Origin of the sequence: Comamonas aquatica, from assembly GCF_018064205.1 — a bacterium.
Lineage (GTDB): Bacteria > Pseudomonadota > Gammaproteobacteria > Burkholderiales > Burkholderiaceae_C > Comamonas > Comamonas aquatica.
In genome coordinates this window covers 2344954-2367667 of sequence record NZ_CP072916.1, presented here as the reverse complement: position 1 = coordinate 2367667, position 22714 = coordinate 2344954, and the positions used below count along the sequence as shown (strand labels likewise).

Annotated in this window: 19 protein-coding genes; 11 read left to right on the top strand and 8 right to left on the bottom strand. The window is 65.4% G+C overall.

Annotation, left to right across the window (positions count from 1 at the left end):
• Positions 1-49: 49 nt before the first annotated feature.
• Together KAQ61_RS11210 and purM are read right to left on the bottom strand one after the other, a co-directional pair.
• Entirely contained in the window at positions 50-1111 is a 1062-nt protein-coding gene (locus KAQ61_RS11210) for an AI-2E family transporter (protein ID WP_183301936.1), read from the bottom strand.
• A 23-nt stretch (positions 1112-1134) separates the two neighbouring features.
• Positions 1135-2187 (bottom strand): phosphoribosylformylglycinamidine cyclo-ligase, encoded by a 1053-nt coding sequence (gene purM / locus KAQ61_RS11205; protein ID WP_210929215.1) that lies wholly within the window; start codon positions 2185-2187, stop codon positions 1135-1137.
• Positions 2188-2562: 375 nt separating this feature from the next.
• Here purM and hda point away from each other — a divergent pair, with 375 nt between their 5' ends.
• The 4 genes from hda to folK all read left to right on the top strand — a co-directional run bounded on the left by hda (position 2563) and on the right by folK (position 6075).
• Entirely contained in the window at positions 2563-3261 is a 699-nt protein-coding gene (gene hda / locus KAQ61_RS11200) for a DnaA regulatory inactivator Hda (RefSeq protein WP_042413996.1), read from the top strand.
• 62 nt (positions 3262-3323) lie between these two features.
• Positions 3324-4025 (top strand): histidinol-phosphatase, encoded by a 702-nt coding sequence (locus KAQ61_RS11195; protein WP_045267166.1) that lies wholly within the window; start codon positions 3324-3326, stop codon positions 4023-4025.
• Entirely contained in the window at positions 4022-5578 is a 1557-nt protein-coding gene (gene pcnB / locus KAQ61_RS11190) for a polynucleotide adenylyltransferase PcnB (RefSeq protein ID WP_042413992.1), read from the top strand. The genes KAQ61_RS11195 and pcnB overlap by 4 nt, the downstream gene beginning before the upstream one ends.
• Positions 5578-6075, top strand: a complete 498-nt coding sequence (gene folK, locus KAQ61_RS11185; RefSeq protein WP_210929214.1) for a 2-amino-4-hydroxy-6-hydroxymethyldihydropteridine diphosphokinase — start codon at positions 5578-5580, stop codon at positions 6073-6075. The genes pcnB and folK overlap by 1 nt, the downstream gene beginning before the upstream one ends.
• A 299-nt stretch (positions 6076-6374) precedes the next feature.
• Here folK and KAQ61_RS11180 read toward each other — a convergent pair whose 3' ends face one another.
• Positions 6375-6833, bottom strand: a complete 459-nt coding sequence (locus KAQ61_RS11180; RefSeq protein ID WP_043384501.1) for a RidA family protein — start codon at positions 6831-6833, stop codon at positions 6375-6377.
• Positions 6834-6964: 131 nt separating this feature from the next.
• Between KAQ61_RS11180 and KAQ61_RS11175 the strand changes: the two genes are divergently transcribed.
• The 3 genes from KAQ61_RS11175 (at position 6965) to KAQ61_RS11165 (ending at position 12035) form a co-directional block, all read left to right on the top strand.
• Entirely contained in the window at positions 6965-9316 is a 2352-nt protein-coding gene (locus KAQ61_RS11175) for a DNA internalization-related competence protein ComEC/Rec2 (RefSeq protein ID WP_244982873.1), read from the top strand.
• Between the two features lie 111 nt (positions 9317-9427).
• Positions 9428-10972: a circularly permuted type 2 ATP-grasp protein gene (locus tag KAQ61_RS11170; RefSeq protein WP_210929213.1), complete on the top strand. Its 1545-nt coding sequence runs from the start codon at positions 9428-9430 to the stop codon at positions 10970-10972.
• 100 nt (positions 10973-11072) lie between these two features.
• Positions 11073-12035 carry an alpha-E domain-containing protein gene (locus KAQ61_RS11165; RefSeq protein ID WP_210929212.1) on the top strand — a complete coding sequence of 321 codons (963 nt, stop codon included), beginning with the start codon at positions 11073-11075 and terminating at the stop codon, positions 12033-12035.
• Between the two features lie 129 nt (positions 12036-12164).
• On the opposite strand, the gene bfr is transcribed toward KAQ61_RS11165, so the two are convergent.
• Complete coding sequence (gene bfr, locus KAQ61_RS11160) at positions 12165-12647, bottom strand: bacterioferritin (RefSeq protein WP_042413978.1); 483 nt, start codon at positions 12645-12647, stop codon at positions 12165-12167.
• Between the two features lie 228 nt (positions 12648-12875).
• Here bfr and ahpC point away from each other — a divergent pair, with 228 nt between their 5' ends.
• Entirely contained in the window at positions 12876-13439 is a 564-nt protein-coding gene (ahpC, locus tag KAQ61_RS11155) for an alkyl hydroperoxide reductase subunit C (protein WP_042413974.1), read from the top strand.
• 97 nt (positions 13440-13536) lie between these two features.
• Positions 13537-15093, top strand: a complete 1557-nt coding sequence (ahpF, locus tag KAQ61_RS11150) for an alkyl hydroperoxide reductase subunit F (RefSeq protein ID WP_210929211.1) — start codon at positions 13537-13539, stop codon at positions 15091-15093.
• A gap of 289 nt (positions 15094-15382) precedes the next feature.
• On the opposite strand, the gene KAQ61_RS11145 is transcribed toward ahpF, so the two are convergent.
• Positions 15383-16282: an MBL fold metallo-hydrolase gene (locus KAQ61_RS11145; RefSeq protein ID WP_042413968.1), complete on the bottom strand. Its 900-nt coding sequence runs from the start codon at positions 16280-16282 to the stop codon at positions 15383-15385.
• 158 nt (positions 16283-16440) lie between these two features.
• On the opposite strand from KAQ61_RS11145, the gene KAQ61_RS11140 reads away from it, so the two are divergent.
• Positions 16441-17466 carry a GlxA family transcriptional regulator gene (locus tag KAQ61_RS11140; protein WP_210929210.1) on the top strand — a complete coding sequence of 342 codons (1026 nt, stop codon included), beginning with the start codon at positions 16441-16443 and terminating at the stop codon, positions 17464-17466.
• A gap of 210 nt (positions 17467-17676) precedes the next feature.
• Here the strand turns inward: KAQ61_RS11140 and KAQ61_RS11135 are convergent, their stop codons facing one another.
• The 3 genes from KAQ61_RS11135 to KAQ61_RS11125 form a co-directional block, all read right to left on the bottom strand.
• Positions 17677-18642 (bottom strand): tripartite tricarboxylate transporter substrate binding protein BugE, encoded by a 966-nt coding sequence (locus KAQ61_RS11135; RefSeq protein ID WP_042413962.1) that lies wholly within the window; start codon positions 18640-18642, stop codon positions 17677-17679.
• A gap of 224 nt (positions 18643-18866) precedes the next feature.
• Positions 18867-20123, bottom strand: coding sequence for a CaiB/BaiF CoA transferase family protein (locus KAQ61_RS11130; protein WP_210929209.1), 1257 nt, complete (start codon positions 20121-20123; stop codon positions 18867-18869).
• Between the two features lie 217 nt (positions 20124-20340).
• Entirely contained in the window at positions 20341-21534 is a 1194-nt protein-coding gene (locus KAQ61_RS11125) for an acyl-CoA dehydrogenase (protein ID WP_042413955.1), read from the bottom strand.
• A 208-nt stretch (positions 21535-21742) separates the two neighbouring features.
• Here KAQ61_RS11125 and KAQ61_RS11120 point away from each other — a divergent pair, with 208 nt between their 5' ends.
• A complete protein-coding gene (locus tag KAQ61_RS11120; RefSeq protein WP_210929208.1) occupies positions 21743-22672 on the top strand; it encodes a LysR family transcriptional regulator in 930 nt (309 codons plus the stop codon).
• The last annotated feature ends 42 nt before the right edge of the window (positions 22673-22714 follow it).

Genomic DNA, 22714 nt, shown 5'->3' with positions numbered 1-22714 from the left:
CGAAATCGATGGGAAAGCCGCTTTCAATCAACGCAGGCTGCTCTTCTTTTTAGACCAGTCGTGCGGCTTCCAGTTCTTTCTTCAGATACGCGTAGAACAGCGGGGCTGCCACCAGGCCTGCCGGGCCGAAGACCGATTCGGCAATGAACATCACCGACAGCAGCTCCCACACGGCCATGTGGGTGCGCTGGCCGACCACCTTGGCGTTGATCACGTACTCGGCCTTGTGGATCAGGATCAGAAAGCCCAGGCAGACGGCGGCGGCCACGGGCGAGACGGACAGGCCCACCACCGTCAGCACCACGTTGCAAAACAGGTTACCGACGATGGGAATCAGGCCCGCCACAAAGGTCAGCAGGATCAGCGCCGGCGTATACGGCAGCGCGATCTCGAAGGTGGGCAGGATCAGCAGCAGGAACAGGGCGGTCAGCGTGGTGTTGAACAGTGCAATCCAGAACTGCGCGGCCACGATCTGGCGGAAGGCCTCGCCCAGCAGCATGACGCGGCGCTGCAGCGCCTGCGTCAGCGGTGCCCGGGGCACCAGGCGCGGGCGCACGGCCGCCAGCGCACCGATCAGCAGGCCCACGTAGGCGTGCAGCAGGCCGCCCAGCCAGGCCTTGCCGGCCGAGGCCAGGGCGCCGGCCTTGGTCGCCAGGTAGGTGGCGATCGTCTGCTGGATCTCGGCCGAGCCCTGGGGCAGTAGGGCCCCCAGGTCATTGGGCAGCTTCTGGCGCAGCTCCAGCACGGTGTTGGCCAGGTAGTCCAGCAGCTCCTTGTACTGGTGCGGAATGTCGGTCAGGTAGCCGCGCGAATGCGTCAGGGCAATCGCAATCCACAGCAGCGGCCCCAGGATCACCAGGGTGGCGGCCGTCGCCTGGGCCCAGCGGTCCGGGATCGGCCCGGGCGGGCGCCGGTCGATGCGCGCCAGCAGGGTGGACAGGGCGCGCGTCAACAAAAAGCCCAGGCATGCGCACAGCAGCCCGGGCAGAAGCTTTTGCCACATGACCAGCAGCAGCGTGCAGGCCATGAGCAGGTAACTGGCGATCATCACGCCGCGGGACGGCGTTACGGGGGACTGACAAACGGTCGGAAGTTGGTGCTGGTTCCCCATGGATGATCGCTCTGGATGAAAGACTACTTGACTTGGACGGGTGCGCCTTCTGTGCGTGCCGTAATGTTACCGATCGTGTAGACCGTTTCACCCAGCTCACGCAAAGTTGCTGCCGTGGCCTCGGCTGCCTCGGGCGCCACCACCACCACCATGCCGATGCCGTTGTTGAAGGTGCGGTTCATTTCCACATCGTCAATGCCGGCGGTCTTTTGCAGCCAGGCGAACAGCTCGGTCTGGGGCCAGCTGCCGGCCTGCAGGTCGGCGCCCGTGCCTTCGGGCAGCACGCGGGGGATGTTCTCCAGCAGGCCGCCGCCGGTGATGTGGGCCAGGGCCTTGATGGGGTGCTGGGCCAGGGCCGCCAGCACATTCTTCACGTACAGGCGGGTGGGTTCCATGATGGCGGCCTTGAAGGGCTTGCCGTCCAGGGAGGCGGGCACGGTGCCCTGGCTTTCGGCGCGCTCGATGCACTTGCGCACCAGCGAGAAGCCGTTGGAGTGCACGCCGGCCGAGGCCAGGCCCAGGACCACGTCGCCGGGCTTGACGTTCTGGCCAGTCAGGATCTTGGACTTTTCCACGGCGCCGACGGCAAAGCCGGCCAGGTCGTACTCGCCATCGGGGTACATGCCGGGCATTTCCGCGGTTTCACCGCCGATCAGGGCGCAGCCGGACAGCTCGCAACCTTTGGCAATGCCGCCCACCACGGCCGCGGCCGTGTCCACGTCCAGCTTGCCGCAGGCAAAGTAGTCCAGGAAGAACAGGGGTTCCGCACCCTGCACCAGCACGTCGTTGACGCTCATGGCCACCAGGTCGATGCCCACGGTGTCGTGCATGTTCCACTCGAAAGCCAGGCGCAGCTTGGTGCCCACGCCGTCGGTGCCGGACACCAGCACGGGCTCCTGGTAGCGCTTGGGCACTTCGAACAAAGCACCAAAGCCGCCAATGCCGGCCATCACGCCTTCGCGCATGGTCTTCTTGGCCAGCGGCTTGATGCGCTCGACCAGTGCGTCGCCTGCGTCGATGTCAACGCCGGCGTCTTTGTAGGAAATGGGGGTGGATGGGGAGGCAGAGGAGCTCATGAGAAGGATCTGTGCAGGGTGTGGTGCCCGATGTGGGGGCAGGAACGCCCATGATTTTAAGTGCAGTCCCTCCGGAATGTCCGCATGCCGCCCCAGGGATGCGGGACATCTGGGGATGTGAGAGCTTGCTGCGCCGGCCTGTGGCACAGTGCGGTCCAGGCGTGCGCGGGGCCTACGCCTGTCAGCGGGGCGGAAGCTGATTAAAATATGTAAACGCGATGCCGGGACCGGCTGGCATGCGGCCGTGGTCTTGCGCACGCAGGGCGTTTCCTGCTCTTTTCCTCCCCCTATGCCTACGTTCCTGCTCCCGATGGCTGAGTTTGTGCCCATGCGCTTGCTGTGCAGCAAGCGGGACGTGTCGACGGCATGCCCTCTATGAAGCAACTGGCGCTGGACATCGGCTTGCCCACGGGGCCTTCTCTGGCGCGCTTTTACGCCGGTCGCAATGCGCCGGTGGTCGATCACCTCCAGGCCTGGATCAGCGATGGCTTCGGCCCTGCGCCGCGCGCGCCGGTGCCCACCTACCTGTGGGGCGATTCCGGCTCCGGCAAGACGCACCTGCTCAAGGCAGTGCGCGAAATGCTGCTGGAGCAGGGGGCCCAGGTGGGCTGGATGGATGCCAGCACCGGCTTTCCGCCGGAGTTTGACGAGCGCTGGTCGGCCGTGCTGATGGACGATGTGCACCTGTTCACGCCCATGCAGCAGGCCCGTGCCTTCAACTGGTTCGTGAACGCCATCAACCCGCCCAGCGGGTCACCCCGCTGGATTCTGTCGGCCGGCGATGCGCCGCCGGCGGGCATGGAGGTGCGCGACGATCTGCGCAGCCGCCTGGGCTGGGGCCATGTGTTCCAGCTGCAGGTGCCCAACGAGGAAGAGCGCCGCGAAGTGTTGAAAACCGAGGCGGCCGCCCGGGGCGTGACCCTGAGCGCCGACGTGGTGGACTACATGCTCAAGCGCTTTTCGCGCGACCTGGCCAGCCTGATGCAGCTGTTGGACATGCTGGATGAGTTTGCACTGCGCAACAAGCGTGCGATCACCATTCCCTTGCTCAAAACCATGCTGGAGACCGAATAGCCCAGCGGCACGCTGGTGCCGCATGCCATGGCTGTATGTCTTCGCTCCCTTTGAATGAATCTATGAACCCTGCAACCCCGTCCCAGCGCCCGCGACTGGCCTTGTTTGATCTGGACCACACGCTGATCCCCATGGACTCCGACCATGGCTGGGGCGAGTTTGCGATTGCCATCGGCTGGTGCGACCGCACCGAGTTCGGGCGCCGCAACGACGAGTTCTTTGCGCACTACCAGGCGGGCACGCTGAATGTGCCGGACTATGTGCGCTTTGCCACCGAGGCCATCGTGCAACGCGGCGCCGCCGCCGCGCAGGCGGCGCACCAGCGCTTCATGCAGGAGGTCATCACCCCGGCCATCCTGCCCCAGGCGCAGGCCCTGGTGCGTGCGCACCAGCAGGCTGGCGACCTGGTGGTCATCACCTCGGCGACCAACGAGTTCGTCACGCGCCCCATCGCCGCCGCCTTCGGCGTGCAGGAGCTGCTCTCGACTGAGCTGGAGCGCGACGCGACGGGCTGGTTCACGGGGGGCGTGCAGGGCGTGCCGAACATGCGTGAAGGTAAGGTGGTGCGCATGGATGCCTGGCTGGCGGCGCGCGGCCTGTCCTGGGAGGGTGTGGAATCGACGTTCTACAGCGATTCCATGAACGACCTGCCCCTGCTGGAGCGTGTGAACCACCCCGTGGCCACCAACCCCGAGCCCCGTCTGCGAGCGATTGCGCAGGAGCGCGGCTGGCGCGTGCTGGACCTGTTTACTGAAAACCCATGATCAAGACCATCATCGACAAATTGCTGGGCAAAGAGCCCGCCGCCCGTGCGCGCAAATCGCGTTTTGGCAAGCGTGAAGAGGTGCCCGCCAGCGTGCACGGCATCGATCCGCAACTGGTGGACCAGCGGGCGGTGGATGTGGTGCGCACCCTCAAGGATGCGGGCCATGAGGCCTACATCGTCGGCGGCGCGGTGCGCGACCTGCTGCTGGGGCTGCGCCCCAAGGACTTCGACGTGGCCACCGATGCCACGCCCGAGCAGGTCAAGCACCTGTTCCGCCGCGCCTTCATCATCGGCAAGCGCTTTCGCATCGTGCACGTGGTGTACGGCCGGGGGCGTGAGCACGAGGTGATCGAGGTCTCGACCTTCCGTGCCTTCATGGACAACAGCCAGGCCGAGCAGGTCAGCGGCAACGAGCGCACCAGCAAGCTGGCCCTGGCCAGCATGAAGCACGCCGTGGATGCCAGCGGCCGCGTGCTGCGCGACAACGTCTGGGGCCCGCAGGACCAGGACGCCACGCGCCGCGACTTCACCGTCAACGCCATGTACTACGACCCCGAAACCCAGGTCGTGGTGGACTTCCACAAGGGCATCCAGGACGCGCAAAAGAAAGTGCTGCGCATGATCGGCGATCCGGCCACGCGCTACCGTGAAGACCCGGTGCGCATCATCCGCGCCGTGCGCTTTGCCGCCAAGCTCAGCCCCCTGGGCTTCAAGCTGGAGCCCAAGACCGCCAAGCCGCTGCTCGAATGCGAACCGCTGCTGCGCGAAGTGCCGCAAAGCCGTCTGTTCGACGAAATGCTCAAGCTGCTGCAGACCGGCCACGCGCTGGCGTCGATCGAGCAGCTCAAAAAGCTGGGCCTGGAGCACGGCATCTACCCCCTGCTGGATGTGGTGGTGGAGCGCGCCGGGCACCCGTTCGTGCAGGCGGCCCTGGCCGACACCGACCGCCGCGTCGGTGAAGGCAAGCCCGTGGCGCCCAGCTTCATGCTGGCCTGCGTGCTGTGGCAGGACGTCAAGCAGGGCTGGGAGCGTCGCCTGAAGAAGGGCTACCACGCCTTCCCTGCGCTGAACGAGGCCATCGATGAGGTGTTCGACCAGCGCATCGGCGACGTGTCCGGCCGCGGCAAGCTGGCCGCCGACATGCGCGAGATCTGGGTCATGCAGCCGCGCTTCGACAAGCGCACCGGCTCGACCCCGTTCGGCATGGTGCTGCAGGCGCGTTTCCGCGCCGGCTTCGACTTCCTGCGTCTGCGCGCCGATGTGGGCGAGATCGAGGAAGACCTGGCCGAGTGGTGGCAGGAGTTCCAGGCCGCCGACGATGCGCGCCGCGAGGACCTGGTGGCCCAGGTGCGCGAGGAGCAGCGCCAGAAGCAAAAGGCGGCACAACCCGCCGCGCGCCGCGCACCCCGCAAGGCGGAGGACGTGCAGGAGGCCTCGCCCCTGGACACCATCGTCAGCGAAGGCGATGCGCCCGCCAAGAAGCGCCGTCGCCGCCGTCGCAAGCCTGCCGGCGGTGCCGACATGGCGCCCTCCGGCGGCAGCGCCGAGTGATGGCGGCCGAACGGGTCTACATCGGCCTGGGGGCCAACCTGGGGGATCGCGGTGATGCCTTGCTGCAGGCCCTGCACCGCATGGCAGCCCTGCCGCAGACCCGGCTGTGCGCCGTGTCTTCGCTCTACAGCAGCGCCCCGGTGGATGCCACGGGGCCGGACTATCTGAACGCCGTCGCGGCCCTCGAGACCGACCTGGCGCCCGAAGCCTTGCTGCAGGCGCTACAGGGGCTGGAGCTGGCCGCCGGGCGCGAGCGCCCCTACCGCAATGCGCCGCGCACCCTGGACCTGGATGTGCTGCTGTGGGGCCAACGCCAGCTGGCCACGCCGGCACTGACGGTGCCGCACCCGCGCATGCACGAGCGCGCCTTTGTGCTCCGGCCTTTGCACGAGTTGGACGCCCACCTGGTCACGGCCGCGCAATTGGCCGCTGTGGCCGGTCAGCGCATTGCCGTGGCGCAGGATGCCCGCTGGGCCGCCAGCGCCGTGTCGGCCTGATACCGCGCTGTAGGGGTGACCCGGGCGGTGTCGTGCGGCCGCCAGGGCCCAGGCTGGGGACGCCTTGGGCCTGGGCTCTTGATTCTCTGTGGCGGATCGTGCGCGGCCTGTGTGCCACCTGCTGCGTAGCAGCGCTGCGCAGCGGGGCACCCGTTCTGCCGCGGGGTCTGGGTCAGGCAGCCTTCAGTCCAGAACGACATGCCCTAAAAAAAATGAGCTGACAGCGTTTGTATTGCTTGGTTTTCCGTATGTTTTTCATCGGAAAGCCAGGCAGCGCAAGCGCAGGCAGCTCTCATGCATCAAGCGATTTCTGCGATCAACTCGATTTCCACGCAGGCGCCCATGGGGATTTGCGCCACGCCGAACGCGCTGCGGGCGTGCGAGCCCTTGTCACCGAAGACCTCGGCCAGCAGCTCGGAGCAGCCATTGGTCACCAGGTGCTGCTCGGTGAAACCGGCGGTCGAGTTCACCAGGCTCATCACCTTGACGATGCGCTGCACGCGGTTCAGGTCGCCGCCGCAGGCCGCCTGCAGCGTACCCAGCAGGTCGATGGCGACGGCGCGGGCCGCTTGCTTGCCCTCGGCGGTGCTGATCGCCGCACCCAGCTGGCCGGCCCAGACCTGGCCGTCCTTCTTGGCGATGTGGCCGCTCAGGAACACCAGATTGCCCGTCTGCACAAACGGCACGTAGGCGGCGGCGGGAATGGCCACGGGGGGCAGGGCAATGTTCAGGGCTTGCAGGCGGTCGTAAACGCTCATGACGGTCTTTCTGGAGAGGGTTGTTGAATGGCGGGCGAACTGTGCAGCCGGCTTTGCCGGTGTGGCGTTTGCCCCGCATGCTGCGCAGTATGCCAAGACCACCGTCCTCCTCGCAGCAACATCCTCCCGGCATGTGGTGGATGCTGGGCGTGGTTGCGGGCACGGCCACCCAGTTGCAGCAGGCGGCCTTGCTGCCGTGGCCGGTCTATGCCGGGTGCCTGGCCGCGGCCGTGCTGCTGGGCCCGCTGCTGTGGCGCCGGCCGGCATGGCGCTGGGGCTGGCTGCTGTGGGGCGCGGCACTGGCCTGGGGGATGACGGGCTGGCGCGCCGCCAGCTTTGCGGCCACGGCCATGCCGCCCGCGTGGGAGGGGCGCGATGTGCGCGTGACCGGGGTCATCACCGACATGCCACAGGCGGCCGAGCGCGGGGTGCGCCTGCGCTTTGCGGTGGAGCAGGCCCAGTCGGCCGAGGTGCCCCCGCAGCCCGTGCCACTGCCGCCGCAGGTGGCGCTGACCTGGTACGGCGAGCTGCCACCGCAGGGCTTGCAGGCCGGCCAGCGCTGGGCCTGGACCGTGCGCCTCAAGGCCCCGCACGGGGAGCGCAACCCCCACGGCATGGATTGGGAGCTGTGGTGGTGGAGCCAGGGCATCCAGGCCACGGGCTATGTGCGCCGCAGCGCACGCGATGCGCAGCCGCAATGGCTGGGCCAGACCTGGCAGGCCCCGGTGGCGCGCTGGCGGGGGCAGATCCACCAGCGCCTGCAGCCCCCGGAAGGGGCCTCGGCACGCCTGCAGGCTTCCATGGGCGTGGTCCAGGCCCTGGTGACCGGCGCGCAATCGAGCATCGGCCGCGCCGACTGGCAACTGTTCCGCGACACCGGGGTGGCGCACCTGGTCAGCATCAGCGGGCTCCATATAACAATGTTCGCCTGGCTGGCGATGGCCGTGGTCCAGCTGTGCTGGCGGCGTTCGGCCCGGCTGTGCCTGTGGCAGCCGGCACCGGTGGTGGCCGCCTGGGCCGGCTTGGCGCTGGCCACGGCCTATGCGCTGTTCAGCGGCTGGGACATTCCCGCGCAGCGCACCATCGGCATGCTGGCGGTGGTGGTGCTGCTGCGCAGCCAGGCGCGCAGTTGGCCTTGGCCCTGCGTCTGGCTGACGGTGTTGACCGTGGTGGTGCTGATCGATCCGTGGAGCCTGCTGCAGGCCGGCTTCTGGCTCAGCTTTGTGGCCGTGGGCGTGCTGGTTGCCGCACAGCCGAGGCCGAGGGGTGACACGGCGCGGGGCTGGAAGCCGGTCCTGGTGCGCATGGCGCGCGAGCAATGGGTCGTGGGCATCGCCCTGGCACCGCTGACCTTGCTGCTGTTTGGCCAGGTGTCGGTCATCGGCTTGCTGGCCAACCTGTGGGCCATCCCCTGGGTCACGCTGGTGATCACGCCCCTGTCCATGCTGGGCGTGCTCTGGTCGCCGCTGTGGTGGCTGGCCGCCCAGGGGGTGACGGTCATGGTCGGGTTGCTGGACACCATGGCCGGCTGGCGCGGGGCCGTGCTGTTCTTTGCCCAACCGCCCTGGTGGGCGGCCCTGGCCGGGGTGCTGGGCTGCCTGTGGCTGGTGATGCCCTGGGGCTGGCGTTGGCGCATGCTGGGCCTGCCGTTACTGGTGCCCCTGCTGGGGTGGCACCCGCAGGCGCCGGCCTGGGGGCACTTCGAGGTGCTGGCGCTGGATGTGGGGCAGGGCAGTGCCGCGCTGGTGCGCACCGAGGGCCACAGCCTGCTGTTTGACGCTGGCCCGCAGTGGTCTGAGCAGGCGAATGCGGGCGAACGCACGGTGGTGCCGGTGCTGCGGGCGCTGGGGATCGCGCCCGATGTGCTGCTGGTCAGCCACGCCGACAGCGACCATGCCGGTGGGGCCGAGGCCGTGGTGGCCGCCTTCCCCCGTGCGCAGCGCCTGGGGGCGGGCGGTGTGCCCTGTGTCCAGGGGCAGTCCTGGACCTGGGATGGGGTGCAACTGGAGGTGCTGCACCCCATGGCCCCTGCGACGCACACCCCGGTGGGAGGCGCCGGGCGCAATGCCCAAAGCTGTGTGCTGCGGGTGCGCAGCGTGGCTGGCACGGTGGCCCTGTTGACGGGCGATGTGGAGGCCCGGCAGGAGCAGGCGCTGCTGCACGCCGGCAGCCCCTTGCGGGCCGATCTTGTGCTCATGCCGCACCATGGCAGCAAGACCTCGTCCACCGCGGCCTGGGTGCAGGCGGTGCAGCCTGCGGTGGCCATTGCGCAAAGCGGCTACCGCAACCGCTTTGGCCATCCCCATCCCGCAGTGGTCCAGCGCTACCAGGCGCAGGGGGCGCGGACGGTGACCAGTGCCGGCTGTGGCGCAGCCCAGTGGCGTTCTTGGGCCCCGGGCGCGGTGCAGTGCGAGCGCACGCTGGCGCGTCGGTATTGGCAGCATGCCGTGCCCGAGGCGGCAGGGGCTGGCTACACTGAGTGATCCCCGAGTGGTTCGGGAAATGTCAGGAATTGCTTCCTCCACCAGATGGGCCCGGACTGGGCCTGATTCTTGCTGTCACCACAGCAATCCATTCGCAGGAGGCGTGCAAAGATGCAGAAGTTTGACGAGATGTACGCAATGCTGCCGTTCGATGGCAGCGACGTGCGGACCCATTACAAGGCCTATTCCCAGTGGCTGGCGCGGCAGGCGCAGACCACCATGCGTGCGCGGCAGGCCGAAGCGGAGATGATCTTTCGCCGCGTCGGCATCACCTTTGCCGTCTATGGTGACAAGGATGAGAGCGGGGCGGGCACGGAGCGTCTGATTCCCTTTGACCTGATCCCGCGCATCATCCCCGCCGGCGAGTGGGCGCGCATGCAGCAGGGGCTGGTGCAGCGGGTCACGGCGCTGAACCGCTTCATCGAGGACATCTACCATGGCCAGGCCATCCTGCACGCCGGCATCGTCCCGCGCGACCTGATCGATGGCAATGCCCAGTTCCGCCCGCAGATGCAGGGCGTGCTGGTGTCCGGCGGGGTGTACGCGCACATTGCCGGCATCGACATCGTGCGGGCCCGCAACGCCCAGGGCGAGGGCGAGTACTACGTGCTGGAGGACAACCTGCGCGTGCCGTCCGGCGTGTCGTACATGCTGGAAAACCGCAAGATGATGATGCGGCTGTTCCCCGAGCTGTTCAGCACCCACGCCGTGGAGCCGGTGGCCCACTACCCCGACCTGCTGCTGGACACGCTGCGCGCCAGCGCGCCGGGGTCGGCCGGGGCCGCCTCGGCCACGGTGGTGGTGCTGACGCCGGGCATGTACAACAGCGCCTATTTTGAGCATGCCTTTCTGGCGCAGCAGATGGGGGTGGAGCTGGTCGAGGGCCAGGACCTGGTGGTGCGCGACCGGGTGGTGTACATGCGCACCACGCGCGGTTTGCAGCGCGTGGACGTGATCTATCGCCGTGTGGACGACGACTTCCTGGACCCCCAGGTGTTCCGCCCCGATTCCTCGCTGGGCTGTGCGGGCCTGATGGATGCCTACCGCGCCGGCAATGTCACCATCTGCAATGCGGTGGGCACCGGGATTGCCGACGACAAGTCGGTCTACCCGTATGTGCCGGACATGATCCGCTTCTACCTGGGGGAGGAGCCCATCCTCAGCAACGTGCCCACCTGGTTGTGCCGCAAGCCCGACGACCTGCGCTACGTGCTGGACCACCTGCACGAGCTGGTGGTCAAGGAAGTCCATGGCGCGGGCGGCTACGGCATGCTGATCGGGCCGGCCGCCACCCAGGCGGAGATCGCGAGCTTCCGCCATGCGCTGCTGGCCAATCCGGCGGGCTACATTGCCCAGCCCACGCTGAGCCTGTCCAGCTGCCCGACCATGGTGGAGGCGGGGATTGCCCCGCGCCACATCGACCTGCGCCCCTTCGTGCTCAGCAGCCAGGAGGGCGTGCGCATGGTCGCCGGCGGCCTGACGCGCGTGGCGCTCAAGGAGGGATCGCTGGTCGTGAACTCTTCCCAGGGCGGTGGCACCAAGGACACCTGGGTCCTGGGCGACGGCAGCGATGGGCTGGCAGACAGCCTGGCTGCTGGCCTGTCACAGTCCGCCGGCGCCTGGAGCCTGCAAGCCTCGCTGATGGGGGGCGTATGACAACGATGAACGCCTGCATCATCCCGGCCCGCATGCTGCCAAGCACCGGCCGGACCGCACGACGCCTGGCGCTGGCCATCCCAATCCGTGGGGAGAACGCATGCTGAGCCGCACCGCCGACCACCTGTTCTGGATGTCACGCTACACCGAGCGGGCAGAAAACACCGCCCGCATGTTGAGCGTGAGCTACGACACCTCGATGCTGCCGATGCGCCCGGACGATGCCGCGCGCACCTGGCAGGGGGTGTTGTCCATCAGCGAACTCATCCCGGCCTACCAGGCACGCTACCGCGACATCACGCGCGACAACGTGCTGTTTTTCATGGTGGCCGACGAAAGCAATCCGGCGTCCATCGTGTCCTGCCTGCACGCCGCGCGTGAGAACGCACGGGCCGTGCGCGGGGCCTTGTCCACCGAGGTCTGGGAGACCCAGAACCAGACCTGGCTGGCGATGCGCAAGCACTTGAAGGAAGGCTCCCTGGGCAAGGATCCCGGTCAGCTGGCGGAGTGGGTGAAATACCGCTCCCACCTGTCGCGCGGCGTGGTGCTGGGCACCATGCTGCAGGACGAGGCCTTCAACTTCCTGCGCCTGGGCACCTTCCTGGAGCGGGCGGACAACACCGCGCGCTTGCTGGACGTGCGCTTCCATGCCATCCAGCGCGACTACCACGGCATGGAATCCGAGCGCAAAACCGCGCAGCAGTTCGACTTCTACCACTGGAGCGCGCTGCTGCGCAGCGTCTCGGCGTTCGAGGTGTACCGCAAGGTCTACCGCGACGTGATCACGCCCGAGCGTGTGGCCGACCTGCTGGTGCTGCGTGCCGACATGCCGCGTTCGCTGCACGCCTGCATGCGCGAGGTGGTGGACAACCTCAAGGCTGTGGCCCATGAGGGCTCGCAGGAAAGCCAGCGCAAGGCGGGGCGCCTGCTGGCCGACCTGCAGTACGGTCGCATCGATGAAATCCTGGACACCGGCCTGCACGCCTACCTGACGCAGTTCCTGGACCGGGTGAACATGCTGGGCGAGTTCATCACCCGGGATTTCCTGGTGCCGGAGTTGTGAATATTGGCAGCGCGTAAAAAACGGAGCCCATGGGCTCCGTTTTCAATTGCATAGCAGCTGGCGCAGGTGGGATAAGGGCTGGAGCCTATTTAGGCGCGTGCCCCACCCACCAGGGCGGCGACGGTGGGCTCAATGGCCTTCGGCCTCGCCCATCTGGGTCTGCAGGTAGTTCTGCAGACCGATCTTGTCGATCAGGTCCAGCTGGGTTTCCAGGAAGTCGATGTGTTCCTCGGTGTCGTCGAGGATCTTGAGCAGCAGGTCGCGAGAGACAAAGTCGTGCGCGGCTTCGGCGGTCTTGATGCCGTCCTTGATGGTGGCCTGGGCCGCCAACTCCAGGTTCAGGTCGCACTGCAGCGCTTCGGGCACATCCTCGCCGATCTGCAGCTTGCCCAGGTCCTGCAGGTTGGGCAGGCCGTCCAGCATGAAGATGCGGTCCATCAGCACGTCGGCGTGCTTCATCTCACCGATGGATTCCTTGTACTCCACCTTGGCCAGGGCTTCAAAGCCCCAGTGCTTGTACATGCGGTAGTGCATGTAGTACTGGTTGATGGCAGTGAGCTCGTTCTTGAGTTGTGCTTGCAGAGCGGCAATGACTTGCGGTTCGCCTTTCATATGGGGCTCCTTGTGTGAGGGTGACGCATGGATGACCATTGTCAAGGATTCGCGGCCGTTGGCACGGCAAGTCCCCACTGGTGCGGATTGGCTGCGGTTGATGCTCAGTTGCGTTTGCGTTGATAAATAGTTTTAAGCAATCAAAACAATTAAGTCAATTGATTGAAATTATTTTACCCAGGGCTTAGACTACAGCCTGTGTTCAGTCGCATCACATAAGGAAACTACATGTCCGTTATCAATACCGTTATCAAGCCTTTCCAAGCCTCCGCATTCAAGGATGGCAAGTTCATCGAAGTGTCCGAAAAGGACGTGCTGGGCAAGTGGGCCGTGTTCTTCTTCTACCCCGCTGACTTCACCTTCGTGTGCCCCACCGAACTGGGCGACGTGGCTGACCACTACGACCAATTCCAGAAGCTGGGCGTGGAAATCTACTCTGTGTCCACCGACACCCACTTCGTGCACAAGGCCTGGCACGACGCTTCCGAAACCATCGGCAAGATCAAGTACACCATGATCGGTGACCCCAGCGGCGTGGTGACCAACAACTTCGAAGTGATGCGTCCCGGCGTGGGCTTGGCCGACCGCGGCACCTTCATCGTGGACCCCGATGGTGTGATCCAAGCTGTGGAAATCACCGCGGAAGGCATCGGCCGCAACGCTGAAGACCTGCTGCGCAAGGTGAAGGCTGCCCAGTACGTGCGCAACCACCCCGGTGAAGTCTGCCCTGCCAAGTGGAACGAAGGCGAAGCCACCCTGGCTCCTTCGCTGGACCTGGTCGGCAAGATCTAATCCGATTGCCCGTGAAAAGCCTGGGCGAGGCCCGGGCTTTTTTTCAATCAAGCAATTGGCGACTATCAAAAAAGAATTTTATTAGGATTTGACTATTATGCTCGACGCCAACCTCAAGACCCAACTCAAAGCTTATCTCGAACGCCTGCAAAAGCCGCTCGAACTGGTGGCCACTTTGGACGACAGCAAGGCGGCTGGCGAAGTCAAGTCCCTGCTGGCCGACATCGCGGCGCTCAGCGACAAGATCACCGTGGTCGAGAACAACGACCTGAACGTGCGCAAGCCCTCGTTCCTGATCACCAACCCCGGCGTGGACAGCGGCGTGCGCTTTGCCGGCGTGCCCCTGGGCCATGAGTTCACCTCCCTGGTGCTGGCGCTGCTGCACGTCGGCGGCCATCCCTCTAAGGAATCGGTCGATCTGCTGGAGCAGGTCAAGGCCATCGACACGCCGCTGCACTTCGAGACCTACTACTCGCTGTCCTGCCACAACTGCCCCGATGTGGTGCAGGCGCTGAACCTGATGTCGGCCCTGAACCCCCACATCACACACACCGCGATCGACGGTGGCCTGTTCCAGGACGAGATCAAGGACCGCGAAGTCATGGGCGTGCCCACCGTGTTCGTGAACGGTGAACGCTTTGGCCAGGGCCGCATGGAACTGGCGGAAATCGTCGCCAAGGTGGACACCGGCGCCGCCGCCCGCGAAGCCGCCAAGATTTCGGCCAAGGAGGCGTTCGACGTGCTGGTGGTCGGCGGTGGCCCCGCTGGCGCCGCTGCGGCCATCTACGCCGCCCGCAAGGGCATCCGCACCGGGATCGCTGCCGAGCGCTTGGGCGGCCAGGTGCTGGACACCGTGGACATCGAGAACTTCATCTCGGTCAGCAAGACCGACGGCCCCAAGCTGGCCGCGGCCATGGCGGCACACATCCGTGACTATGAAGTCGACGTGATGAACCAGCAGACCGGCGCCAAGCTGGTGCCCGCCGCCACCGAAGGCGGCCTGATCGAGGTGCACACTGCCTCGGGTGCGGTGCTCAAGTCCAAGACCGTGATCCTGTCTACCGGCGCGCGCTGGCGCAACATGAACGTGCCCGGCGAGGAGCAGTACCGCACCAAGGGCGTGACCTTCTGCCCGCACTGCGACGGCCCCCTGTTCAAGGGCAAGGACGTGGCGGTGATCGGCGGTGGCAACTCCGGTGTGGAAGCGGCCATCGACCTGGCTGGCCTGGTCAAGAGCGTGACGGTGCTGGAATTTGCCGGCGAGCTGAAGGCCGATGCCGTGCTGCAAAAGAAGCTGGCGTCGCTGCCCAACGTGAAGGTGATCCTGAACGCCCAGACCACCGAGGTGAACGGTGATGGCAAGAAGGTCACCGGCATCACCTACAAGGACCGTACCACCGACCAGGTCCACCAGTTGGCGCTGGAAGGCATCTTCGTGCAGATCGGCCTGCTGCCCAACACCGACTGGCTCAAGGGCACGGTCAACCTGACGCGCTTTGGCGAGATCGAGATCGATGCCAAGGGCCACACCAATGTGCCTGGCGTGTTCGCGGCCGGCGACTGCACGAATGTGCCGTACAAGCAGATCATCATTGCCGCGGGCGCTGGTGCCACGGCCGCGCTGTCGGCCTTTGACCACCTGATCCGCCACTGATGGGTTTTTAAGCCAAATTGGCTGCCAGCGCTTATGAGGTAAGCGTTAGCAGCTATCAAAAGAGAAAGGACTGCTCAGAAGAGCAGTCCTTTTTTTATTGTGTGTGTGACGAGGCGGCTTTCGGCCAGAAGCCGCCGTTCGCCTCCCTTTTATTGAATGTCTGCTTATCGATATAGGCACACAGTGGGAGGCCTGCGTTCGGCTACGGCCTGACGCAGGTGCCCTAGGCCATCCACCATCTAATCAAGCCTGTAGAAAGAGACGCGACGGCATCTAGCCCAACTGCAACTTAGAAGCTGTACGACTCACCGTCTGCAGGCACGAGAACCTGCTTGGGGTCCATGCCCTTTTCCGCGATGAAGTCACGCAACTCCTTGCGCGTCTGCATTCCGTGGTTCACGGCCTCCATGTGGCTGCCAATGACCTTGGCATCAGGCGCTAGTTGGGATGCGCGCAAGAGGTCTTCCTTGCCCATGATGATGGAGCCATCCAGTCCCTGGATGCGGGCGTAGCCTGTGTTGAGGATGATGACCTCAGGCTGGTAGTCCTGAATGGCGCTTTCCACTTGTTTGTTCCAGACCGTGTCGCCAGCGACGTAGACTGTCTTGTGGCCTGGCCGTTGGAAGACAACACCCATCACCTGCCCCAGCAGTTCACCAGCGACCGCCATGGTTTTGTCATCCCCATGCTGACCGCCTGTGGGGCTGAGGCGTGTGCCCTTGAACTCGGTGCCCTTGGTGAGCACGCGCACATTCGTGAATCCGTCTTTGCGGATGCTTTGGGCATCGGCTTCGTTTTGTGCGAAGAGCGGGAGGTTCTTAGGTAGGTTTTGCTTGGCCGCGTCATCCCAATGATCCAAATGGGTGTGGGTAACGATGATGGCGTCAGCCTTCATCGCCTCGGCCAGTGGCATCGGCAGCTCGACCAACGGGTTTCGCAACTGGCTGTTGTACGTCCCCTCAAAACCAGGGTATGTCCCTTTCTTGGCCAGCATTGGGTCGATGAGGAAGGTGGTGCCCGCGTAGTTCACTTTGATGGTCGCGTTGCGGATTTGCTGAACCTTGACGGCATGTGTCGCGGCGGACAGTTTGGCCTTGGCGGGTGTTGCCGCATTGGCTGTGCCGCATACGATGAGGGTCGCAATGCCGCCGAGGGCGGCGGCGTTTCGCAATACGTTCGAAATATTCATGGTGTTGTCCTTGGTTCAAGTGGCGAATGTCGCGGCATGAAGGGTCTTCAGCGCGTTGATGCCAATTGTCCGAAGGGCTGGCTTTTTGAACCATTGGCCCAAATGACAATGTTAGATAAAATCGGGCCAATTTCTCAGCCTCTGCCGTTGGAGCGTCCATGCAACCTGTCCGCGTCGCCGTTCTTGCTTTCGAAGGCGTCAGCCTGTTTCACCTTTCTGTACCAGGCATCGTGTTTGGAGTGACACCAGCGCCCACAGGGCTGCCACCGCACGAAGTGCGGTACTGCGCGCCGACGCCGGGCAAAGTGCGCTGTGATCAAGGCGTGGAGATTGAGGTGCCTGGCGGGCTTGAGGCCATGACCAGCGCTGACCTTGTGATCGTTCCGGCCTGGAATCATCCAGAAGCGGCAGCGCCGGCCGTGTTGACGGAAGCTCTCAAACAAGCCCATGCCCGTGGTGCCCAAGTGGTCGGTTTGTGTCTTGGCGCTTTTGTCTTGGGTGATGCAGGTTTGCTGGACGAGCGCCGTGCTACCACGCACTGGGCCTGTTGCGACCTCTTTGTCCAGCGTTTTCCCAAAGTCAATTTCTTGCCAGACGTGCTCTATGTGGACGATGGCAATGTCGTCACGTCTGCGGGCACAGTTGCTGCGATTGACTGCTGTCTGAACCTCATACGCCAGCGCCACGGTGCGGATGTCGCCAATCGGGTCGCCAGACTATTGGTGACACCTCCGCACCGCCAAGGCGGTCAGGCCCAGTACATAGAGCAGCCGGTACCCGTTCTGCCCAGCGAGAGCCGTTTGCCAGGCGTTCTGGAATGGGCCCGAGAGAACCTGTCGCAGCCGCTTTCGCTAGATGTATTGGCCGAAGTGGCGCACATGAGCCGACGGACCTTCACACGCCGCTTCAGGGAAGCAACTGGCACAACCTTCGTGAAGTGGCTCGCGGCGGCCCGCATCGCACGCGCACAGCAGTTGCTGGAAACCACCGAGCTGTCGATTGAGTCGATTGCAACCGAAGTGGGTCTGGGCTCGGCCTTGTCGTTGCGGCAGCACTTCGCGAGCCAACTTCATACATCGCCATCGGCATACCGCCAACTTTTCTGCGAGGGCCGACAGAGTGCTGTGGACACCTCAGAGTTTCAGGCAGGGACTCCCTCAATCACGAGTGCAGTTCATGTTTGAACGCATCAGACATCGGGTAACGACCATTCACGCTGACAGGCAGACATTAGTGGCTGAGGCAGGAACGACAGCAATGGGTCGATAGCTGCCAAGAATGGCAATAGCACCTATTCATCTATCCGTGACTCACCTCACAAGTAAAAACGGCTGCCGAGGGCAGCCGTTGTTGTTAACACTGCCGCAGCGGATGTCTGCGGCCGTTGGCATGGATCAGTCCAGCGTCAGCTTCTGCTTGTCCACCACGTCCTTGTAGGCGGTGTATTCGGCCTTGATTTCCTGGGCGAACTTCTCGGGCGTGTCGGCCACGATCAGCGAGCCGGTGTCCTCGATGCGTTTGCGGATGGCAGGGTCCTGCAGCACTTTGTGCACGGCCTTGTTCACCTTGTCCACGATCTCCTTGGGCGTGCCCTTGGGGCCGACCACGCCGTAGTAGGCCATGCGGTTCACGCCGGGGGCACCGACTTCGGCCAGCGTGGGCACGTCGGGCAGCACGGCCAGGCGCTTGGGCGCGGCAACCACCAGGGCGGTCAGGCGCTTTTCCTTGACGAAGGGCAGGGCCGAGGGGAAGTTGTCAAAAATCAGCGGGATCTGGCCGGCAACTGCATCGTTCAGCGCCGGGCCGGAGCCGCGGTAGGGCACGTGCTGCATCTGCGTGCCGGTGGCCAGCATGAACATTTCCATCATCAGGTGGCCGATGGAGCCGGTGCCGGGCGAGCCGAAGGAGTGCTTGCCGGGGTTCTTCTTGACCTCTTCGAGGAAGGACTTGTAGTCCTGGCCGACGAACTTGGGGTTGGCCGCAATGATGTTGGGCGTGGCGGCGATGTTCACGATGGGCGTGAAATCGGTGAACACGTTGTAGGGGATCTTGGGGTTGATCGCGGGGTTGGTGGCCGTGGTGGACACGGTGGCCAGGCCCAGGTGGTAGCCATCGGGGGTGGCACGTGCGGTTTCGGCCGCACCGATGGCGCCGCCGCCACCGCCCTTGTTTTCGACGATCACGGGCTGGCCCAGTTCGCGACCCAGGGGGTCGGCGACCACGCGGGCGATCAGGTCGGTGGTGCCGCCGGCGGCAAAGGGCACCAGCAGCTTGATGGGCTTGTTGGGGTAACTGGATTGGGCGTGTGCGGCACCGATGGTGGCCAGGGCCGCAAGTGCCAGGAGGGTACGACGCATCATGTGCAGTCTCCTTGTCGTTGTTGGAAGAACAGCGAATCCTAGGCAGGACGGTGCGTGGTGGCTAGGACTTGCGCCTAGTTGAAAACCCTGGTTTGAGGGTAAATGCTAGGTCTGTCAGTGTCTGCAAACGGGTATGCGAAGCCCTGACGTTGGCAAGTCATTCCCAAGGGGGGGTGAATGGGCAGACCGGCGGTGGCGCAGTACGTGCCGCGCCACCGGTCGGATCAGATGGCGCGGGCGGCGTGCAGGGCGCGGATGCGGTCCTCGCTCAGTCCCAACTCGTGCAGCACCTCCTGCGTGTGCTGGCCCAGGCTGGGCGGCGCACGGCGGTAGCTGACGGGGGTGGCCGACAGGCGCATGGGGTTGGCCACGGTGGCCACCTGGGCGATGCCGTCGCCGGACTGGCGTGGCAGCGTGCGGGCGATGCCGCGGTGGCGCACCTGGGGGTCGTCAAAGGCCTGGGCCACGGTGTTGATCGGGCCACAGGGCACGGCCTTGTCTTCCAGCAACGCAATCCATTCGGCCGTGGTGCGCGTGCGCATCACCGGCAACAGGCGCTCCAGCAGTTCCGCGCGGTGTTGCACGCGCGCGGTGTTGGTGGCAAAGCGCGCGTCCTGGGCCCAGTCAGGGTGGCCGCAGGCCTCACAAAAGCGGGCGAACTGGCCGTCGTTGCCGATCGCCAGCAGCACGTTGCCGTCGCGGCTGGGGAAGTCCTGGTAGGGCGCCAGGCTGGGGTGGATGTTGCCGGCACGGCCCGGCGCCTGGCCGGTGGCCAGAAAGCCGGCGGCCTGGTTGGCCAGCACGGCCATGCCCACGTCCAGCAGCGCCATGTCGATGTACTGGCCCTGGCCTGTGCCGTGGCGCGCGTTGTCGCGGGCATTCAGCGCGGCCAGGATGGCGTTGCTGGCGTACAGGCCGGTGAACACGTCGATCACGGCCACGCCCACCTTCAGCGGGCCGCCGCCGGGCTCGCCATCGGCATGGCCGGTGATGCTCATCAGGCCGCACATGGCCTGCACCATCAGGTCGTAGCCGGCACGCTCGGCATAGGGGCCGTCCTGGCCGAAGCCGGTGATGGAGCAGTAGATGAGGCCCGGGTTCAGGGCCTTGAGGCTGTCGTAGTCCAGCCCGTACTGCTGCAGGCCACCGACCTTGAAGTTCTCGACCACCACGTCGGCCTCGGCCGCCATCTGGCGCAGCAGCGCCTGGCCTTCGGGGTGGGCCATGTCCACGGTGATGCTGCGTTTGTTGCGGTTGCAGGCGGTGAAGTAGCTGGCCTCGCGCGTGACCTGGCCCGCATCGTCCTTCAGGAACGGTGGGCCCCAGTGGCGGGTGTCGTCGCCCGCAATCGGGCGCTCGACCTTGATCACGTCCGCGCCCAGGTCGGCCAGCATCTGCGTGGCCCAGGGGCCGGCCAGCACGCGGGACAGGTCCAGCACTTTGATGCCCGACAGCGCGCCGGGCGTGGCAGTGGTTGGCATGAGGGGGCTCCTGCAATCCAAAGCGGTTGGAATAAAAAAAAGGAGCTGTCAGCGCCTGTCATTGAAGCACTTCACATGCTTTCGCATGGGAGGTGAAGCAATACCAAGCGCCAGAAGCTCCTGAAAAAAGAGCGATTGTGTCGCCCTGAGAGACAAAAACCGAGGCTGCCGCCGCGCACGGCCATGTCGGTGGTGTGCGCGGTGTGCAGGGCCAGCTTCAGTTGGCGAAAGCGGCGATGCCGGTCTGGGCGCGGCCCAGGATCAGCGCGTGCACATCGTGCGTGCCTTCGTAGGTGTTGACCACTTCCAGGTTCACCAGATGGCGGGCCACGCCGAACTCGTCAGAGATGCCGTTGCCGCCCATCATGTCGCGGGCCAGGCGGGCCACGTCCAGGGCCTTGCCGCAGTTGTTGCGCTTGATCAGCGAGGTGATCTCGACCACGTTCTGGTGCTCGTCCTTCATGCGGCCCACACGCAGGGCGGCCTGCAGGCCCAGGGTGATTTCGGTCTGCATGTCGGCCAGCTTCTTCTGGATCAGCTGGTTGGCGGCCAGGGGGCGGCCAAACTGCTTGCGGTCCAGCGTGTACTGGCGCGCGGTGTGCCAGCAGAACTCGGCGGCACCCATGGCGCCCCAGGCGATGCCGAAGCGCGCGCTGTTCAGGCAGGTGAAGGGGCCCTTGAGGCCGCGCACTTCGGGGAAGGCGTTTTCTTCGGGCACGAACACGTCGTCCATCACGATTTCACCGGTGATGGAGGCGCGCAGGCCCACCTTGCCGTGGATGGCGGGGGCGGACAGGCCCTTCATGCCCTTGTCCAGGATGAAGCCGCGGATCTGGCCCACGTTGCCGGCTTCGGACACTTCCTTGGCCCAGACCACGAACACGTCGGCCACGGGGCTGTTGGTGATCCACATCTTGGAGCCCTTGAGCTTGTAGCCGCCGTCCACCTTGTAGGCGCGGGTGGCCATGGAGCCGGGGTCGGAGCCGTGATCGGGTTCGGTCAGGCCGAAGCAGCCGATGAATTCACCGGACGCCAGCTTGGGCAGGTACTTCTGCTTCTGGGCTTCGGTGCCGAATTCGTTGATCGGCACCATCACCAGCGACGACTGCACGGACGCCATGGAGCGGTAGCCGCTGTCCACGCGCTCGATCTCGCGGGCCACCAGGCCGTAGCTCACATAGTTCAGGCCGGCGCCGCCGTATTCGGTGGGGATGGTGGGGCCCAGCAGGCCCAGCTCGCCCATCTCGCGGAAGATGGACACGTCGGTCTTTTCGTGGCGGAACATGTCTTGCACGCGCGGCATCAGCTTGCCCTGGCAGTACTCGTAGGCCGCGTCGCGGATCATGCGCTCGTCGTCGGTCAGTTGCTGGTCGAGTTGGAAGGGGTCGTTCCACTGGAAGTTGCCGGACATGGGGTGTCTCCTTGAATGCCTTGTTGGGAAGCCAGGTCCACATGGTGTTTGTGCATGTATGACCTGCGATGAACGGCATCGTAAAAGCGTACCTTCAGTGTCGCAAACGATTTGTTTGCATCCAGGTATGAGTGTTTCGCATTTCTTGCTTGGCAAGCCAGGGCGTTTGCGGCAGCATGGCGCGGTCTCTGGCTTGTTTTGACCGACCATGCGCCGTCCCATCCCGTCCACCCAGGCCCTGGCCTGTTTTGAAGCCTCCGCCCGCCACGAAAGCTACACCCGCGCCGCGCAGGAGCTGGCGCTGACCCAGAGCGCGGTCTCGCGCCAGGTGATTGCGCTGGAGGAATTCGTCGGCGTGGCGCTGTTCCGCCGCACGCGCCACGGCGTCAGCCTGACCCCGGCGGGTGCGCTGTACGCCAAGAAGGTGCGCGGCTGGCTGCAGGGGCTGGAGCGCGACACGCTGGACCTGATGAGCCACCAGGGCCAGGGCGGCACGGTCAACCTGGCGGCCGTGCCCACCTTCGCCACGCGCTGGCTGATGCCGCGCCTGCCGCTGCTGGCGCGCCAGCACCCCGACATCACGGTGCACATTGAGGTGCAGACCCGGCCCTTCCTGTTTGCCGACACCGTGCACGATGCCGCCCTGTACGCGGGCACGCCCGAGCAGGTCGGCAACTGGCCCGGCGTGCAGGTGCTCAAACTGATGGACGAGGACGTGGTGCCCGTGTGCAGCCCCACGGTGCTGGGCAAGGCCGCCGCGCGCGACCTGGGGCGGGCCTGGCAACCCGTGGCGCCCGAGGTGCTGGCACGCCTGCCGCTGCTGCAGCAGAGCACGCGCCCCTATGGCTGGCAGCAGTGGTTCCAGTCCGTCGGCGTGGACGCACCGCGTGCCCTGGACGGCCCGCGCTATGAGTTGTTTTCCATGCTGGCCGTGGCCGCCAGCCATGGCCTGGGCATGGCGCTGATTCCGCCCATGCTGGTCGAGGCCGAACTGGCGCGCGGCGAGCTGGTGGTGGCCTGCGCCCAGCCGCTGCGCGGCGAACGCAGCTACTACCTGGTCACGCCCAATGGCACGCCCGCGCCTGCGCTGGGCCTGTTCTCGGCCTGGCTGAGCGAGATGGCGGCGCAGCAGACCTGACGGGCATCGGGTGCGTGACGGTGTGGCGGTGGGTGGTCAAGC

Bases quoted from the DNA above. Each gene is read 5' to 3' on its own strand.
- KAQ61_RS11195 (WP_045267166.1), top strand. From the start codon at position 3,324: ATGAACCCTGCAACCCCGTCCCAGCGCCCGCGACTGGCCTTGTTTGAT.
- purM (WP_210929215.1), bottom strand. From the start codon at position 2,187: ATGAGCTCCTCTGCCTCCCCATCCACCCCCATTTCCTACAAAGACGCC.
- KAQ61_RS11210 (WP_183301936.1), bottom strand. From the start codon at position 1,111: ATGGGGAACCAGCACCAACTTCCGACCGTTTGTCAGTCCCCCGTAACG.
- KAQ61_RS11170 (WP_210929213.1), top strand. From the start codon at position 9,428: ATGCAGAAGTTTGACGAGATGTACGCAATGCTGCCGTTCGATGGCAGC.
- KAQ61_RS11165 (WP_210929212.1), top strand. From the start codon at position 11,073: ATGCTGAGCCGCACCGCCGACCACCTGTTCTGGATGTCACGCTACACC.
- KAQ61_RS11175 (WP_244982873.1), top strand. From the start codon at position 6,965: ATGTGGTGGATGCTGGGCGTGGTTGCGGGCACGGCCACCCAGTTGCAG.
- bfr (WP_042413978.1), bottom strand. From the start codon at position 12,647: ATGAAAGGCGAACCGCAAGTCATTGCCGCTCTGCAAGCACAACTCAAG.
- ahpF (WP_210929211.1), top strand. From the start codon at position 13,537: ATGCTCGACGCCAACCTCAAGACCCAACTCAAAGCTTATCTCGAACGC.
- hda (WP_042413996.1), top strand. From the start codon at position 2,563: ATGAAGCAACTGGCGCTGGACATCGGCTTGCCCACGGGGCCTTCTCTG.
- KAQ61_RS11120 (WP_210929208.1), top strand. From the start codon at position 21,743: ATGCGCCGTCCCATCCCGTCCACCCAGGCCCTGGCCTGTTTTGAAGCC.
- KAQ61_RS11140 (WP_210929210.1), top strand. From the start codon at position 16,441: ATGCAACCTGTCCGCGTCGCCGTTCTTGCTTTCGAAGGCGTCAGCCTG.
- KAQ61_RS11180 (WP_043384501.1), bottom strand. From the start codon at position 6,833: ATGAGCGTTTACGACCGCCTGCAAGCCCTGAACATTGCCCTGCCCCCC.
- ahpC (WP_042413974.1), top strand. From the start codon at position 12,876: ATGTCCGTTATCAATACCGTTATCAAGCCTTTCCAAGCCTCCGCATTC.
- KAQ61_RS11125 (WP_042413955.1), bottom strand. From the start codon at position 21,534: ATGTCCGGCAACTTCCAGTGGAACGACCCCTTCCAACTCGACCAGCAA.
- folK (WP_210929214.1), top strand. From the start codon at position 5,578: ATGGCGGCCGAACGGGTCTACATCGGCCTGGGGGCCAACCTGGGGGAT.
- pcnB (WP_042413992.1), top strand. From the start codon at position 4,022: ATGATCAAGACCATCATCGACAAATTGCTGGGCAAAGAGCCCGCCGCC.
- KAQ61_RS11135 (WP_042413962.1), bottom strand. From the start codon at position 18,642: ATGATGCGTCGTACCCTCCTGGCACTTGCGGCCCTGGCCACCATCGGT.
- KAQ61_RS11130 (WP_210929209.1), bottom strand. From the start codon at position 20,123: ATGCCAACCACTGCCACGCCCGGCGCGCTGTCGGGCATCAAAGTGCTG.
- KAQ61_RS11145 (WP_042413968.1), bottom strand. From the start codon at position 16,282: ATGAATATTTCGAACGTATTGCGAAACGCCGCCGCCCTCGGCGGCATT.